18 protein-coding genes are annotated in these 16,116 nt (G+C 41.9%); all 18 read left to right on the top strand.

What is annotated here, in order from left to right:
* Positions 1–4 precede the first annotated feature (4 nt).
* The 18 genes from QT716_RS15320 to QT716_RS15235 all read left to right on the top strand — a co-directional run bounded on the left by QT716_RS15320 (position 5) and on the right by QT716_RS15235 (position 16,037).
* Positions 5–862, top strand: coding sequence for a MetQ/NlpA family ABC transporter substrate-binding protein (locus tag QT716_RS15320; RefSeq protein ID WP_317937020.1), 858 nt, complete (start codon positions 5–7; stop codon positions 860–862).
* Between the two features lie 15 nt (positions 863–877).
* On the top strand, positions 878–2,083 hold the full coding sequence (locus QT716_RS15315; protein WP_317937019.1) for a M20 family metallopeptidase: 1,206 nt from the start codon (positions 878–880) through the stop codon (positions 2,081–2,083).
* A gap of 315 nt (positions 2,084–2,398) precedes the next feature.
* Positions 2,399–4,363, top strand: coding sequence for a methionine--tRNA ligase (metG, locus tag QT716_RS15310; protein WP_317937017.1), 1,965 nt, complete (start codon positions 2,399–2,401; stop codon positions 4,361–4,363).
* Between the two features lie 125 nt (positions 4,364–4,488).
* A complete protein-coding gene (locus tag QT716_RS15305) occupies positions 4,489–5,256 on the top strand; it encodes a TatD family hydrolase (protein ID WP_317937015.1) in 768 nt (255 codons plus the stop codon).
* A gap of 135 nt (positions 5,257–5,391) precedes the next feature.
* Positions 5,392–6,675 carry a ubiquitin-like domain-containing protein gene (locus QT716_RS15300; protein ID WP_317937014.1) on the top strand — a complete coding sequence of 428 codons (1,284 nt, stop codon included), beginning with the start codon at positions 5,392–5,394 and terminating at the stop codon, positions 6,673–6,675.
* Between the two features lie 214 nt (positions 6,676–6,889).
* Positions 6,890–7,447 (top strand): ribonuclease M5, encoded by a 558-nt coding sequence (gene rnmV / locus QT716_RS15295; RefSeq protein WP_317937013.1) that lies wholly within the window; start codon positions 6,890–6,892, stop codon positions 7,445–7,447.
* Positions 7,444–8,334, top strand: a complete 891-nt coding sequence (rsmA, locus tag QT716_RS15290) for a 16S rRNA (adenine(1518)-N(6)/adenine(1519)-N(6))-dimethyltransferase RsmA (protein ID WP_317937012.1) — start codon at positions 7,444–7,446, stop codon at positions 8,332–8,334. The genes rnmV and rsmA overlap by 4 nt, the downstream gene beginning before the upstream one ends.
* Positions 8,335–8,497: 163 nt before the next feature.
* Positions 8,498–8,764: a biofilm formation stimulator Veg gene (gene veg / locus QT716_RS15285; RefSeq protein WP_317937011.1), complete on the top strand. Its 267-nt coding sequence runs from the start codon at positions 8,498–8,500 to the stop codon at positions 8,762–8,764.
* Positions 8,765–8,889: 125 nt separating this feature from the next.
* Positions 8,890–9,075, top strand: a complete 186-nt coding sequence (locus tag QT716_RS15280) for a small, acid-soluble spore protein, alpha/beta type (RefSeq protein ID WP_317937010.1) — start codon at positions 8,890–8,892, stop codon at positions 9,073–9,075.
* A gap of 192 nt (positions 9,076–9,267) precedes the next feature.
* Positions 9,268–10,131 carry a 4-(cytidine 5'-diphospho)-2-C-methyl-D-erythritol kinase gene (gene ispE / locus QT716_RS15275; protein WP_317937059.1) on the top strand — a complete coding sequence of 288 codons (864 nt, stop codon included), beginning with the start codon at positions 9,268–9,270 and terminating at the stop codon, positions 10,129–10,131.
* Positions 10,132–10,188: 57 nt separating this feature from the next.
* The gene (gene purR / locus QT716_RS15270; RefSeq protein WP_317937009.1) at positions 10,189–11,022 is read left to right on the top strand and encodes a pur operon repressor; all 834 of its coding nucleotides are present in this window, start codon (positions 10,189–10,191) and stop codon (positions 11,020–11,022) included.
* On the top strand, positions 11,019–11,396 hold the full coding sequence (locus QT716_RS15265) for a RidA family protein (RefSeq protein ID WP_317937008.1): 378 nt from the start codon (positions 11,019–11,021) through the stop codon (positions 11,394–11,396). Before purR ends, QT716_RS15265 begins: the two co-directional genes overlap by 4 nt.
* Before the next feature lie 151 nt (positions 11,397–11,547).
* The gene (gene spoVG, locus QT716_RS15260) at positions 11,548–11,832 is read left to right on the top strand and encodes a septation regulator SpoVG (RefSeq protein ID WP_317937007.1); all 285 of its coding nucleotides are present in this window, start codon (positions 11,548–11,550) and stop codon (positions 11,830–11,832) included.
* A 194-nt stretch (positions 11,833–12,026) separates the two neighbouring features.
* Entirely contained in the window at positions 12,027–13,400 is a 1,374-nt protein-coding gene (glmU, locus tag QT716_RS15255; RefSeq protein ID WP_317937006.1) for a bifunctional UDP-N-acetylglucosamine diphosphorylase/glucosamine-1-phosphate N-acetyltransferase GlmU, read from the top strand.
* Positions 13,401–13,415: 15 nt separating this feature from the next.
* Complete coding sequence (locus tag QT716_RS15250) at positions 13,416–14,375, top strand: ribose-phosphate diphosphokinase (protein ID WP_317937005.1); 960 nt, start codon at positions 13,416–13,418, stop codon at positions 14,373–14,375.
* Positions 14,376–14,480: 105 nt separating this feature from the next.
* Complete coding sequence (locus tag QT716_RS15245; protein WP_317937004.1) at positions 14,481–15,119, top strand: 50S ribosomal protein L25/general stress protein Ctc; 639 nt, start codon at positions 14,481–14,483, stop codon at positions 15,117–15,119.
* A gap of 71 nt (positions 15,120–15,190) precedes the next feature.
* Positions 15,191–15,754 carry an aminoacyl-tRNA hydrolase gene (pth, locus tag QT716_RS15240; protein ID WP_317937058.1) on the top strand — a complete coding sequence of 188 codons (564 nt, stop codon included), beginning with the start codon at positions 15,191–15,193 and terminating at the stop codon, positions 15,752–15,754.
* Positions 15,755–15,809: 55 nt separating this feature from the next.
* Positions 15,810–16,037, top strand: a complete 228-nt coding sequence (locus tag QT716_RS15235) for an anti-sigma-F factor Fin (RefSeq protein ID WP_317937003.1) — start codon at positions 15,810–15,812, stop codon at positions 16,035–16,037.
* Positions 16,038–16,116: the final 79 nt, after the last annotated feature.

The following is a 16,116-nucleotide window of genomic DNA, read 5'->3' as shown; positions in this document are numbered from 1 at the left end:
ATAAATGAAAAAAGCATTAATCTATTTAGGAACTGTCTTACTTTTATTAACACTAGGAGCATGCAGCCAAAAATCATCGGGAGAAGAAAAGGATTCGAAAAAAGTAAGAATAGGTGTGACGGGGACAGATGGTGAAGTATGGCCAATTCTAAAAGAGAAAGCTAAAGCGGAAGGTATTGAAATTGAACTCATAGAGTTTGCAGATTACACCTTACCGAACCAAGCATTGGCAAATGGAGATATTGACGTAAATTCTTTTCAGCACATTGCATTTTTAAGTCAGTTCACAAAAGAAAATAAGGCCGACTTAGCTCCGATTGGCGCTACAGTCATTGCACCTATGGGCATTTACTCAGAAAAACTAAAAACAATTGATGACATTGAAGATGGGGCGCGTATCGCAATTCCGGATGATCCATCGAACCAAGCGCGTGCTTTGAAATTACTAGAATCCACAGGGCTGATAAAACTAGCAGACGATTTTGGATTGTTCGGAGACCCATCAAAGATTGTTGAAAACCCGAAGAAGCTCGACATTTACCCAATAGTGGCCCAACAAACCCCACGTGTATTACCGGATGTTGCAGCTTCCATTATTAATAATGGAGTCGCGGGGCAAGCAGGTTTTGATCCCGTAAAAGATCCTATCTATTTAGAAGACAGCGATGATGATAATACGCTGCCTTATGTAAATATCTTTGCTACGAGAACTGAGGATAAAGACAATGAAACGTATTTGCGAATTGTAGAATTGTATCATGAAGAAGATGTGAAAAAAGCGGTTGCGGCAGACACTAATGGTGGCTCCATTGTTGTAGACATTACCAAAGAAGATTTACTAAACGTCTATGAAGGACTGTAAAGGGGGAAAACTATTATGAGTACAGTAATTTCTAATACTAATACTAATACTATTATCAATTCAATTGAATCCAATCGGGATCTATACATTCAAACGAGTCAAACAATCCATGCAAAACCAGAAATCGGCAACCAGGAGTTCTTTGCTAGCGAGAAGCATGTTGAGCTATTAAGAAATGAAGGTTTTGAAGTGACCTCGGCTGTTGCAGGGCACGAAACATCATTTTACGCAGTGAAAGATAGCGGGATACCAGGGCCGACTATCGCGTATCTTGCTGAGTATGATGCGCTGCCTGGATTAGGTCATGCGTGCGGACATAATATTATTGGTACTGCTAGTGTAGCGGCGGGTATTGCTTTATCTAAAGTGATACCAGAAAGCGGGGGGCGGATAGTTGTTTTAGGAACCCCTGCAGAGGAAGGCGGACCAAATGGTAGCGCAAAGGGAAGCTTTGTCAGACATGGTTACTTAAAAGATGTGGATACCGCGCTCATGATTCACCCGTCAGGAAAAACCGCATTGACGAGCGAAACGTTAGCTGTTGACCCGCTTGACTTCCACTTCTACGGGAAGCCTGCTCATGCTTCAGGGTCACCTGAAAAAGGTATCAATGCCTTAGATGCAGTTATTCAACTCTTTAACGGCATAAATGCACTGCGTCAACAGCTGCCGTCAGATGTCCGGATCCACGGAATAATACCACATGGCGGGGATGCACCGAATATTATCCCGGAGTACGCATCAGCAAGATTTTTTATCCGTGCTGAGACTTGGTCAAAAACGGTGGAGATTTCTACTAAGGTTCGGGCTATTGCGGAAGGTGCGTCGCTTGCCACTGGGGCTGAAGTTCAAATTAAACGATTCCAAAATGAAGTAAAAGATTTTGTTTTGAATTCGGTATTAGATGAAATCTTGCACGAAGAATTAGAAACTGTTGGTGAGGTCGTCCATACTGAAAAAAGAATTGGTAAAGGATCAACAGATGCAGGGAACGTCAGTTATGAAGTTCCCACAGCACATCCCTATATAAAGATAGGTCCCGATGACTTGATTGGCCACACGGATGAATTTAGGGAAGCTGCAAAGTCACCCGTTGGAGACGAAGCACTCATTAAAGGAGCCAAGGTACTAGCTTCAACAGGTTATAGACTTTTAACAGATGCGGAGCTTCTACATCGTGTTAAAAATGAATTTGAAAAAAGTCTAAAGGGAAAACAATAACGCAGTACTTGTAAATCCACTGCTGTCTATTATATTTCTAACAAGCAGCTTATTCTTCTATTAACTTAGAGGAATAAGCTGTTTTTGTGTTGGCTATCTTCTATAGTAGGGGATAGCGGATATCTTAAATGAAGATATTCACTCACTCGGCAATAAGGAATTACTTTGAGTGAAAAACAATTGAATACTATTAGAATAATAGTGTATAAGGGAATGCTTCGAGGATGCGTTACAATCTTTATACACCTCACCGTAGCTAAATTTTCAGAAGTTCGATAAAATGAAATAATTGATAAGGGTACAGGAGGAATTACAGTGACTGAACAAAATAACACATTTTATATAACGACACCGATTTACTATCCAAGTGGGAAGTTCCACATTGGTACAGCGTACACAACAGTGGCATCTGATGCGCTGGCTCGCTACAAAAGACTTCGTGGCTATGATGTCCGCTTTCTGACGGGAATGGACGAGCATGGTCAAAAAATTCAGGAAAAAGCAGAAGAGGCTGGGCGTCCGCCTCAGGAATATGTTAACGATATAGCAGATTATGCAAAACGAGTATGGAAGCTAATGGACATCACGTATGATGATTTCATCCAAACAACGGAAGAGCGTCATAAACGTGCCGTTGAAAAGATCTTCCAAAAGTTTCTGGATAACGGCGATATCTATAAGGGAGAATACGAAGGTTGGAAATGTGTGCCGTGTGAGTCTTATTTCACGGAAACTCAACTAGTTGACGGGAATTGTCCAGATTGCGGGCGTCCAGTTGACCGTGTTCGAGAAGAGTCGTATTTCTTTAATATGAAAAAGTATTCGGATCGTCTTCTTCAATATTATGAAGATCATCCCGGATTCATCGAACCTGAATCACGTAAAAATGAAATGATCAACAACTTCATCAAACCAGGTCTTGAAGACTTGTCTGTCTCCAGGATGTCGTTCGATTGGGGAATTAAAGTACCAGGGGATTCGAAACACGTTATTTACGTGTGGGTAGATGCGTTAACGAATTACATCACTTCGCTTGGTTATATGTCAGATGACGATACATTATTCAAAAAGTATTGGCCTGCAGACGTACAAGTCGTCGGAAAAGATATTGTTAGATTCCATACAATTTACTGGCCAATTTTCTTAATGGCCCTTGACTTGCCGTTACCAAAAAAGATTTTTGCACACGGATTCATTATGATGAAAGATGGTAAAATGTCTAAATCCAAAGGCAATGTAGTGTATCCGGATATGCTCGTTGAACGTTACGGACTGGATGCGACTCGTTACTTCCTATTGCGTGAACTTCCATTTGGCCAGGACGGCACTTTCTCTCCAGAATCATTTGTAGAACGTACAAATTACGACCTTGCAAATGACCTTGGAAACTTATTAAACCGATCAGTTTCGATGATCAACAAATATTTTGATGGAGTAGTTCCTGTTGAGCTTGCGGAGCCAACTGAATTTGATGAAAGTCTGCGTTCAGTTATGACTGCCACTGTACAGAAATATGAAGAGTCGCTTGAAAAGATGCAATTTAGCATCACGCTTTCTGAACTTTGGTCCCTTGTATCACGTACGAACAAATACATTGATGAGACTTCCCCTTGGGTACTTGCTAAAGAAGATGCAGATCGAGGTAAACTTGCATCCGTCATGGTCCATCTAGTTCAATCACTGAGACATATTGCGGTAATGTTGCAGCCTTTTATGCCAGAATCACCAGAAAAAATTATAAAGCAGCTTGGTCTTGATAAGTCCTTGTTGTCATGGGATTCTTTAGGGGATTTCAATACAATCCCTAACCAAACTACCGTTATTGGAAAAGGCGTTCCGATTTTCCCTCGTTTAGATAATGACGTTGAGATTCAATACATTAAAGAACAGATGGCTGTTTCCGCACCAAAAGAGGTGGAAGAAGAAAAGCCAAAGGAAGTGGGAGCGGCAGAAGCTCCTGAAATTACAATCGATGAATTCAATGCTATCGATTTAAGAATTGCAACCGTTACTGCATGTGAGAAAATACCGAAGGCAGATAAGCTGCTGAAGCTGCAAGTGGACCTTGGATATGAGCAGCGTCAAGTTGTTTCAGGCATTGCGGAACATTACAAACCCGAGCAACTCATCGGTCAGAAAGTAATTGTCGTAGCAAACTTAAAACCAGTTAAACTTCGCGGCGAATTGTCTCAAGGGATGATTTTAGCTGGAACTTCAAACGGAACGTTGAAACTTGCGACGGCAGACACATCTCTTGCAAACGGAACACAAGTGAAATAATATAGGCAACGGCTTTCCAATGGGAAGTCGTTGCTGTTTTTTTGTTTGTAATCGTTTTGTAATGAAATTGCGATGTTTATGTAAAGACACCAAGTTAAACTATACCTAGATGTGAGGCGAAACCAATGTTAATAGATACTCATGTTCACCTAAATGCAGACCAATATGAAGAAGACGTAGAGCAAGTAATTCAGCGCGCGCTTGATGCGGGTGTTGAACGAATGGTGGTCGTCGGGTTTGACAGACCAACTATTATAAAAGCAATGGAACTTGCAGACCAATATAGCTTCATCTATGCGGTTGTCGGGTGGCATCCTGTCGATGCAATCGATTGTATGGAAGAAGATTTGAAATGGATTGAAGAGTTGGCAGCCCATCCAAAGGTCGTCGGAATTGGGGAAACTGGACTCGACTACCATTGGGATAAATCATCCAAGGAAGTACAGCAAGACCTGTTCCGCAAGCAAATCCGGTTAGCACAAAAAGTTGAATTGCCAATTATTATTCATAACCGGGATGCAACGGCAGATGTTGTCCGTATTTTACAAGAAGAAGAAGCAGAAATAACGGGTGGAATCATGCATTGTTTCAGTGGCAGTGTCGAAACTGCCAAACAATGCATTGAGATGAATTTCTTGATTTCACTTGGAGGACCTGTCACATTTAAAAACGCTCGGATGCCAAAAGAAGTAGCGGTTGAGATTCCACTCGAGTATTTGTTAGTGGAAACTGACGCACCTTTTCTTGCACCCCATCCCCATAGAGGGAAGCGAAACGAACCTGCTTTTGTAAAGCTTGTCGCTGAACAAATTGCGGAACTAAAAGAAATATCACTCGAAGAAGTGGCTAAGAGTACGACTCAAAATGCAATGAAATTATTTTCTATCGACTAATTCTATTGCCGGGAGAATCGCCTGACCTTTCAGGGAGGGGGACTTCCGGCATTCCTATACAGGAAAGTTGGAACAGTTGACAGTGAGAAATTGAGTCTATATAATCAGCCGAGTGAATAAGGAGGAGAATTTTTCATGACGAAGCGAAACATGGGAAACGGATTCTTTCAATCATTGGGGTTAAAGAAAGTTGCAGCAATTACCGCGATGCTCGCAATTTTCGTTACTGTTCTATCTCTTGTCGTGTACGAAGGTACTAAGAAAAACGTCACGATTGAGGCAGACGGAAAAACGATGGAATTAAAAACACACGCAAAAACAGTAGAAGATGTGCTGGCTAAGCGTGATATAGAGATTGGTTCGCACGACACCATCTCACCCTCAGCAGAAACGTCTATCAAAGATGGTATGGCGATTGATTGGAAACAAGCTAAACCCGTTGCAATAAATATGAATGATGACTCAACTACGATTTGGACAACAGAGTCATCTGTACAAGATATTTTAACAGAGGCTGGAGTAGAATTATCAGACCATGATTCGGTCGAACCAAGCCTTGATAGTAAAGTTGGAGACCAAAGTGAAATCACAATCGACAAAGCATTTGAATTTACGTTGAAAGACGGATCGAAGTCTAAAAAGGTTTGGGCAACTTCGACTACGGTCGCTGACTTTTTAAAGAACGAAAATATTCAACTTAGCAAATTGGATAGAATTGAAGGGGATAAGGACCAAGTATTATCACCGGAATCTGTCGTGTCCATCGTTCGTGTAGAAAAGGTTAGCGATGTAGTGGAAGAGACGACGAATTTTGACGTGAAAAAGCGTACTGACGATAGCTTGCTAAAAGGACGAGAAAAAGTCGTTCGTGAAGGCGAAAAAGGGAAAGTCAGAAAGAGATTCGAAATCGTCAAAGAGAATGGGAAAGAAGTTTCTCGTAAGTTAATCCGCGAGCACGTTGTCGCACATCCTAAAAATAAAGTCGTTTCAGTAGGTTCAAAAGTAGTTCTTGCAGATGCATCAGCGGCTACCAAGAAAACTGCGAAAACCGCTAAAACTGCGGCTAAAGGTGCGGTTAAGACTTCCGCTAGCACAAAGAGTGTTTCACGTGGAAATGGCAATGAACCAGGCAAAGTAATGTATATGAATGCAACCGCCTATACAGCGCACTGTACAGGTTGCAGCGGCATTACAGCAACTGGTATAAATCTTAATGCCAATCCGAACTTGAAAGTAATTGCAGTCGATCCAGGCGTCATTCCACTAGGTTCAAAGGTTTGGGTTGAGGGATATGGATATGCCGTAGCTGGAGATACAGGCGGCGCAATTAAAGGCAATCGTATTGACTTGCACGTACCGAATGATGCAGCAGCACGAAAATTCGGAAGACGATCCGTTAAGGTTAAAGTGTTAAATTAAAGCCGGCTTACACACAGCTGCTATATAAATTTTAAAACAATCCGCATGGCCAGATGAGGCTGTGCGGATTGTTTGTATTATGAAGTATTCTGTACAACAGCCCGCACAGTAGGTAGAATTGAAGAATAATCAGTATCAGAAACTTACGAAATGGAATGTTGTGGAGTTCAACTGAAGTTTTAAATCAACATAGTTATTAGGGAAGAGGAATACAGTGGACATTAAAGAAGTAATCGTTGTCGAAGGAAAATCTGATACCATTGCAATTAAAAGAGCAACTGGTGCGGATACTATAGAAACAAATGGCTCGGCAGTCAGTCCCGAGACGTTAATTAAAATCCGACATGCACAACAGACGCGCGGTGTTATCGTATTCACTGATCCGGACTATCCCGGAAGAAGAATACGAGCAATCATTGAACAGCAAATTCCAGAAGTAAAACATGCATTTCTAACAAGAGAGCGTGCGATTGCAAAAAACAGAAAAAAGGTAGGAATTGAGCATGCAACCGATGAGGATATTCGTAGTGCTCTGGAGGCTGTCTATACAGTCGACACAACTACAATAGAAGAAACATCGCGTGACTTACTAATTGAAGCACGGTTAATTGGGCATCCTGATGCTAAAAAGAGACGTGATCGTTTGAGCGAGCTCCTGCAGATTGGTCAAGTGAATGGTAAAGGACTGCAAAAAAGACTCACGATGTTTCGGATTAGTGAAGCCACACTCATCAAGGCGCTTTTAACGATAGACGAGGAGGAACAAGAATGATGAAGGACATCGCAACCCCTGCGCGAACGAAAGAGATCTTAGAAAAGCATGGGTTTTCTTTTAAGAAAAGTTTGGGTCAGAACTTTTTAATTGACCCAAACATTTTAAAAAACATTATATATCATGCGGGTATCGATAAGCGGTCAGGTGTAATCGAAATCGGGCCGGGAATCGGTGCATTGACTGAACACATCGCACGTGCCGCGGGCAAAGTGGTGGCTTATGAAATTGATGATCGTTTGCTGCCTGTCTTGGAGGACACGTTGTCTCCTTACTCAAACGTGAAGGTCATTCACCAAGATATATTGGAAGTTGATTTAAATGCAGCCATTGAAGAACACTTTGCCGATGTAGACGAAGTAACGGTGGTCGCAAACCTTCCTTATTACGTGACGACTCCTATCATCATGAAATTCCTAATGGGGAAAGTACCTATCGAGCGAATGGTCATTATGATGCAGCACGAAGTCGCAGATCGTATAACTGCTGTTCCAGGGACAAAAGCATATGGTTCGTTATCTATTGCAATTCAGTACTATATGGATGCAGAAGTCTCCATGATTGTTCCGAGAACGGTATTTATGCCACAGCCGAATGTCGAGTCTGCCGTACTTCGATTAACTCGAAAAAAACAACCTCCTGCTTCAGTTATTGACGAAGAATTTCTGTTTAAAGTGGCTAGAGGATCCTTCGTACAAAGAAGGAAAACCATTCTTAATAATTTACAAACATCGCTTCCTCAAGGAAAAGCGAAGAAAGAAATAATTGTAGAAGCACTCTCTAAAGCGGGCATTGACCCAGTGAGAAGAGGAGAGACCTTATCCATTGAAGAGTTCGCAAACCTGTCGAATGAGCTTTACGGAGAGTTTGGAAGCAATGAAAAATAGAGTATTTTGTAGTTATGACTATTTTAAGAAAAAAAGAATGTCGAAAAATAAAAAGTTGCTATAAAAGGATTGACAAAGAGGATTTCAAACTGTTAAAATTTAAATTTTAATTGACAGAACTTTTTAACTGTGTTATGATAATACACAGTGAGGTGGAAGCGACGTGCCAAAAACATTAGCGGACATTAAAAAGTCATTGGATGCTCACTTAGGAAAACGTCTGCACCTTCGTGCAAACGGCGGTCGTAAAAAAACGATCGAAAGAGCTGGAATCCTTCGTGACACGTATCGGGCAGTATTTGTAGTGGAACTTGATCAGGACGAAAATGCTTTTGAACGGGTATCATACAGCTATGCGGATATTTTAACTGAAGCAGTTGAAATAACGATACTGGACGGTGGAGACACCACAACATTTGAGATTAAATAGCACTTTTATCATTTTTTGATTTATTTTTAAAATAAAACACTCTTAACTTTCAATAGGAAGTTAAGGGTGTTTTTTTGTTGTTCTTGCTCATACTACAGTCGTCAGCTAATAAGGAGGAAACCTAAATGGCTAGAAGAAACGGCGTAATGTCTGAGCAATTAAAAGAAGAAATTGCAAAAGAACTTGGATTTTACGATGTGGTTCAGCGAGAAGGTTGGGGAGGCATCAAATCAAGAGACGCGGGCAATATGGTAAAACGAGCAATTGAAATGGCCAGCAGGGGAGTGGCGGATAGCGACCGACCGCAATAACACTTATCAAGACTTGTAGTACAACCCAAATCCAACGAATAGCTGACGAAGGAGCTACTGTACGCACATCATGTGCTCACAGTAGCTTTTTTCATACCAACTCCATTCTTTTTTGTCCAATACAGGCACTTTTATTTCTGCCTATGGTAAAATAGTGAGCAACGAAGTTTGAATGGAGGCAGCCAGATGAGTATGATATCTGAAAAAGCGCCAGCTAAAATTAATTTAACGCTCGATGTCCTGCAAAAACGTCCTGACGGTTTTCATGAAGTAGAAATGATCATGACAACAGTGGACCTTGCAGATCGCATATGGTTAAAGCCTTTGGATAGAGGTATTACAATCCGTTCGTCTGAACGGTTTGTACCGAATGATAAACGTAATCTGGCTTGGCAGGCAGCGGATATTTTACGGAAAAAGTTTGATATCCGAAGTGGTGTAGAAATTACTCTAGACAAAAACATACCCGTTGCTGCTGGTTTAGCGGGTGGGAGTTCAGACGCAGCCGCTACATTAAGAGGATTGAATCGATTATGGAATTTAGGTCTTTCTTTGGACGAGTTAGCGGACTTAGGCGCAAGCATAGGATCGGACATTCCGTTTTGTGTATACGGAGGCACCGCCCTTGCCTCGGGCCGCGGCGAAAAAATCAAAGAGTTACCAGTTCCGCCAAACTGTTGGGTAGTATTGGCCAAGCTGCCCATCTCAGTATCTACTGCTGACATATATGGCAGTCTAGACGTCCAGTCAATCCAACATCCCGATACGAAAGGTATGATGGAGGCACTTGCTTCTTCTGACTACGATTCTATGTGTGAAAGACTGGGGAATGCATTAGAACCTGTGACGATGAAGATACATCCTCAGGTAAGCGTTCTGAAAGAGCAAATGTTAAAGTTTGGAGCTGATACTGTGTTAATGAGTGGAAGCGGACCAACCGTCTTCGGTCTCGTTCAACACGAGTCTCAAGTTGCACGTGTTTACAATGGACTAAAAGGATTTTGTCCTGAAGTCTATGCGGTCCGTATGATGGGTGAACGAATCAGTCTTGCCTGAAAACGGACGATTGTGTTAATCTAAACTTACAATATTCGGGTTTAGGAGTTGTTGGACATGAAGTGGAAGAGGAGTGAACGTCTCGTTGAGATGACACGCCATTTGTTGGAGCACCCTCATCAACTCATCCCGCTAACCGTTTTTTCTGAACGTTTTCAGGCAGCAAAGTCATCAATCAGTGAAGACCTGACGATTATAAAAGAGACATTTGAAGAAAGCGGTGCTGGAAAACTAGTAACAGTTTCCGGTGCTGCCGGAGGAGTGAAGTATATTCCCCTTATGTCTGATCGAGCGGCGAGAGAAGTTATCGTACAACTGATTGAAGAATTGAGTCACTCAGACCGGTTACTGCCCGGTGGCTATTTGTATATGACCGACCTACTTGGTAATCCTCAATTGATGGACAAGGTAGGCCGGGTCTTTGCAGGGGCATTTGCCAATCAGCGAATTGACGTAATTATGACAGTGGCAACTAAAGGGATACCAATCGCTCAGGCGATTGCACGCCATTTAAATGTACCTGTTGTGATTGTGCGAAGAGATAGTAAAGTAACAGAGGGATCGACAGTGAGTATTAATTATGTATCCGGTTCTGCACGCAGAATCCAGACAATGGTATTATCTAAACGCAGTATGAAGAGTGGTCAGCGGGTGCTCATCACGGATGACTTCATGAAAGCAGGGGGAACGATGCTAGGCATGCGAAACCTCGTGGAAGAATTCGACTGTGAACTTGCAGGTGCTGCAGTATTAGTTGAATCGGAGCATTCAGAAGAGGTACTTGTAGAAAAGTATCGTTCTCTTGTGAAGTTAAGAAAAGTAAATGAGCGCGATCGTACTATCGAATTGGACGAAGGCAACTATTTTAAAGAAGGTGGAGATGAAGCATGAACTACGTAGCTACAGAACAAGCACCTAAAGCAATCGGTCCATACGCCCAAGCCGTTAAGGTGAACGGAATGGTTTACACATCAGGCGCAATTCCATTGGATATAAATGGTGAGGTTGTCGGGACTACAATTGAAGAACAAACAAACCAAGTATTTGAAAATTTGAAAGCGGTTTTAGCAGAAGCTAATTCTTCGTTAAGTCAAGTTGTGAAAGCAACGGTCTTCATCAAAGATATGAACGAGTTTGCCGCACTAAACGAAGTATATGCAAAGCATTTTGGTGATCATACGCCAGCCCGTTCAACTGTAGAGGTAGCACGTTTGCCCAAAGACTTAAAAGTTGAAATCGAAGTTGTCGCTGTTGCAGCAGAGTAATCGAAAGACGTCCCTTCCACAGGGACGTTTTTTTATATGCAGAAGGGTTGTTTAAAATAGTCGGAAAAATTTAAAATTAAAAAAGGAATTAGAAAAGATTTGTAGAAATTGTTATATCAAACGTTTTCAAGAAAGGGGAATGGGAACGAATATGCAAGTTACAAATGTTCGCTTACGAAAGATTGAGACCGACGGGAGAATGCGTGCAATTGCTTCTATCACTATTGACGAGGAATTTGTAGTCCATGACATACGAATAATCGAAGGCAATGAAGGGTTGTTTGTGGCGATGCCGAGCAAGCGGACTCCTGATGGTGAATTCCGAGATGTTGCCCATCCTATCAATCCTGCGTCCAGAACAAAAATACAAGAGGCAGTACTACAAGCTTATTTTGCAGATGAAAAGGAACAAGTTTTTGAAAAAGTAACCGTATAAAGTTCAGATGTCGAAGAATTGTCACAGAGTCGGTGCTAATTTAGCAGCGGCTCTTTCAATGCAATTTCATGGGGATTAAGTGAAAAAAGACAATAATAATAGGACAATGTCTTGAAATTGTCAAGCAGGTATAGTTGAAAAAACCCTCCATGTCAGCTATAGTCAAGTATGAAAATAAAGATGGGGGACAACTCATGACACATACATATGCAATTGTTTTGGCAGCCGGCCAAGGCACACGCATGAAATCGAACTTGTACAAAGTGCTGCACCCAGTTTGTGGAAAGCCGATGGTGGAACACGTGATTGACCACGTCAGAGGCATTGGTGCAGATCGAGTGGTAACGGTTGTTGGACACGGAGCAGAACGAGTGGAAGAAACACTTGGAAGTAAAAGTGAATATGTACTTCAAGATGAGCAGCTTGGAACTGCACACGCGGTTCAGCAAGCTGAAGCGGTTCTTGGTGATTTAGAAGGAACAACACTTGTCATATGCGGAGATACACCACTGATACGTTCAGAAACAATGGATGCTTTGGTTCGCAAGCACAAAGAGCTTGGAGCGAAAGCAACGATCTTGACTGCGATTGCGGATAATCCAACTGGGTATGGACGAATTATTCGCGGTGAAAATGGCGAGGTTCTTCGAAACGTAGAGCAAAAAGATGCGACTGCTGAAGAACAAGCTGTAACTGAAATCAATACTGGAACGTACTGTTTCGACAATCGTGCACTTTTTGAAGCACTCAAAAAAGTAAAGAATGACAATGCACAGGGTGAATACTATTTGCCAGATGTCATGGGAATCCTTCAATCTGAGGGTGCGCTAATCGGTGCACACGTGTCAGATGACTTTAGTGAGACTCTTGGCGTGAATGACAGGGTTGTGCTTGCACAAGCAGAATCGGTTATGCGTCAGCGTATTGCTGAAAAACACATGCGTAATGGTGTCACCATCATCGCACCTGAGACTACAATAATAAGTGCAGATGCGATTATTGGCCGCGATACCATTCTTCAGCCAGGCACAATCATCGAAGGTCAGAGTATCATTGGAGAAGAATGTATAATTGGTCCGAATAGTCATGTCGTTGCCAGTGAAATTAATAACCGGACGACGATTCATTCGTCTGTTGTAAAATCTAGTAAAATCGGATCTGATACAACAGTAGGACCGTTCGCGCATATTCGTCCTGATACGGATCTAGGTAACCATGTTAAGGTTGGAAACTTCGTTGAAGTTAAGAAATCCTCATTTGGAAACGGCAGTAAAGTATCTCATCTCAGCTATATAGGCGATGCAGAAGTGGGTTCAGCAGTTAATATTGGCTGCGGGTCCATTACGGTGAATTACGATGGGAAAAACAAATTCAAAACAACGATAGAAGATGATGCTTTCATCGGTTGTAATTCGAATTTAGTAGCGCCGGTCACTGTAGGAAAAGGATCTTATGTCGCAGCCGGTTCTACGGTGACTAAAAATGTGCCGGAAGACTCTCTTGCAATTGCGCGTGCGCGCCAGGAGAATAAAGAGGGATACGCAACAAAACTAAATTCTAAACGATAAAACAGGAGGTCCATCATGGGCAACGAATATCCAAATCACAAACTTAAACTTTTTACTTTGAACGCAAACGAACCTTTAGCACAAGAAGTAGCTGACGTTATCGGCCGTCCGCTCGGCGAATGCTCTGTCAAACGATTCAGTGATGGAGAAGTTCAAATTAATATCGAAGAAAGTATCCGTGGCTGTGATGTTTTTGTCATTCAGTCGACATCGTATCCTGTCAATGACAACTTAATGGAACTCCTAATTATGATTGACGCTTTGCGTCGGGCATCTGCTCGTACGATCAATGTGGTTATGCCTTACTACGGCTATGCACGTCAAGACCGTAAAGCACGTTCACGTGAACCAATTACAGCGAAGCTAGTTGCAAACCTGCTTGAAAAGGCTGGAGCAGACCGCGTAATCGCAATGGATCTTCATGCACCGCAAATTCAAGGTTTCTTTGATATTCCAATTGATCACTTGGTTGCAGTACCTTTGCTTTCAGATTACTTCAAAAACCAAGGGTTCAAAGGTGATGATATTGTCATCGTATCACCAGACCACGGCGGAGTAACTCGCGCACGTAAAATGGCTGACCGCTTGAAAGCACCAATTGCAATTATTGATAAGCGCCGTCCTAGGCCGAACGTCAGCGAAGTGATGAACATTGTAGGCCAGGTCGATGGGAAAATTGCAATTCTAATTGATGACATTATCGATACAGCAGGCACAATAACTGCTGGTGCAAATGCAATTATCGAAAGTGGAGCAAAAGAAGTGTATGCTTGCTGTACACACCCAGTTTTGTCTGGACCTGCAATACAACGCATTGAAGATTCACAAATTAAGGAACTTGTTATAACAAATACGATTGAACTTCCAGAAGACAAAAACTCACCGAAAATCAAGCAGCTGTCTATTGCAAAATTGATTGGTGACGCTATTGTCCGCGTATTCGAGGAGAAGTCAGTAAGTACATTATTCGACTAAGCCGGCATGTATGTTGGCTGTGATTGTGCATGAAATGTTTTAGAACGTCTTGTAACGGGTATTTACTATGTATGACAACTTTATATAACAAAGGGGACTAAACATATGAGTACAGCATTACAGTCAGTAAAACGAGAAATTGCACCACAATCGGCATTGCGCCAATTGCGTTTTGAAGGTAAAGTACCTTCAGTAGTATATGGTTTTAAAACAGAGTCAACTCCAATCACCGTTGAAGAACGAGATCTTATTAAAACGATTCAAGAACATGGTCGAAATGGTGCATTTAAATTGGACGTCGATGGCAAAAATGTAGACGTAATGTTAAGTGATTATCAATTTGATGTTTTAACAGGTAAAGTTGAACATGCTGATTTCCTAGCAATTAACATGACTGAAGAACTCGAAGTGGACGTTACAATCCACTTGACAGGAGATTCGGTTGGTGAAAAAGCTGGCGGAGTTGTTCAACAGCCACTATGGGAAGTAAAAGTAAAAGCGAAACCTTCCGATATTCCAGAGCATATTGAAGTAGATGTTTCTAAATTGGATATTGGTGAAGCAATTCAAATTTCAGACCTTCGTGAAGGTGCTAAATATGAAATTCTTAACGATGATGAAGAAACAGTCGTACTTATTTCGGCCCCAAGAACGGATGCGGAACTAGAAGCTCTTGATGAAGAGAGTGCTGGAGAAACAGAAGAGCCAGAAGTTGTAACTGAGAAAGACGAAGACAAAGAATAAACACAATGAGCGCACGGCATCCCGTGCGCTTGTTTTCTATGTCTAGATACTTTAAGAAAGCGAGTAATGACATGAAAATGATTATTGGACTCGGAAACCCGGGGAAACAATATGCAACAACACGCCATAATGTCGGGTTTCAAGCAATAGATGTATTGGCAGAACAACTTAATGCACCAGCACCGCAAATGAAATTTAACGGAATGGTTACGACTGTTCATGTGTCGGGTGAAAAGATTATGCTTGTAAAACCTTTAACCTATATGAACTTATCAGGTGAATGCGTTCGGCCGTTAATGGATTATTATGAAGTGAATGACGATGAGATTGTGGTCATTTATGATGATCTTGACTTAGTACCTGGGAAATTACGTTTGCGTTCCAAAGGTGGAGCTGGCGGTCATAATGGTATGAAATCACTGATTGCTCACTTGGGCACAGACGCATTCAATCGGATTCGAATTGGCGTTGGCCGGCCGGATGTCCCGATGAACATCGCAGATTACGTACTTGGAACGTTCAGTAAAGAAGAACAACCGCTTATTCAAGAAGCGGTAGAAAAAAGTGCAACTGCAAGCCGTTCATGGTTAACCCGCCCGTTTCTTGAAGTGATGAACGAATTTAACGGAGCTTAAGCATAAGTGCCCCTATGCCTGCCTATACTTGTACTAAAAGAGAGGCGGTTTTTGGGTGGTTTCATATCGTTGCAAGCATTGCCGACTCGAAATCGGTGAAATTCCTTTTTCATCTATTGAGGAAACAATTCGAGAATTACAATCAGCTGACAAAACGGGAAGCGAACGATTTATAAATGTCACAGATCGAGGTACGCTCGAAGTTCATTGTATATGTGAACAGTGCGAGCGTTCGATGAATGCGTATCCAGACTACTACACAATTGAAAAATGGCTTCAGTGAGAAGCCTGGCTTTGGCACCTTGTGAAGGTGTGCAAAGCTTTTTGTGCTTATGCATTTCAGAATGAGAGGACGGATTCAA

Source organism: Sporosarcina aquimarina (assembly GCF_033253705.1).
GTDB lineage: Bacteria > Bacillota > Bacilli > Bacillales_A > Planococcaceae > Sporosarcina > Sporosarcina aquimarina.
The sequence above is the reverse complement of the archived record's forward strand: the minus strand, read 5'-3'. Positions and strand labels throughout refer to the sequence as shown.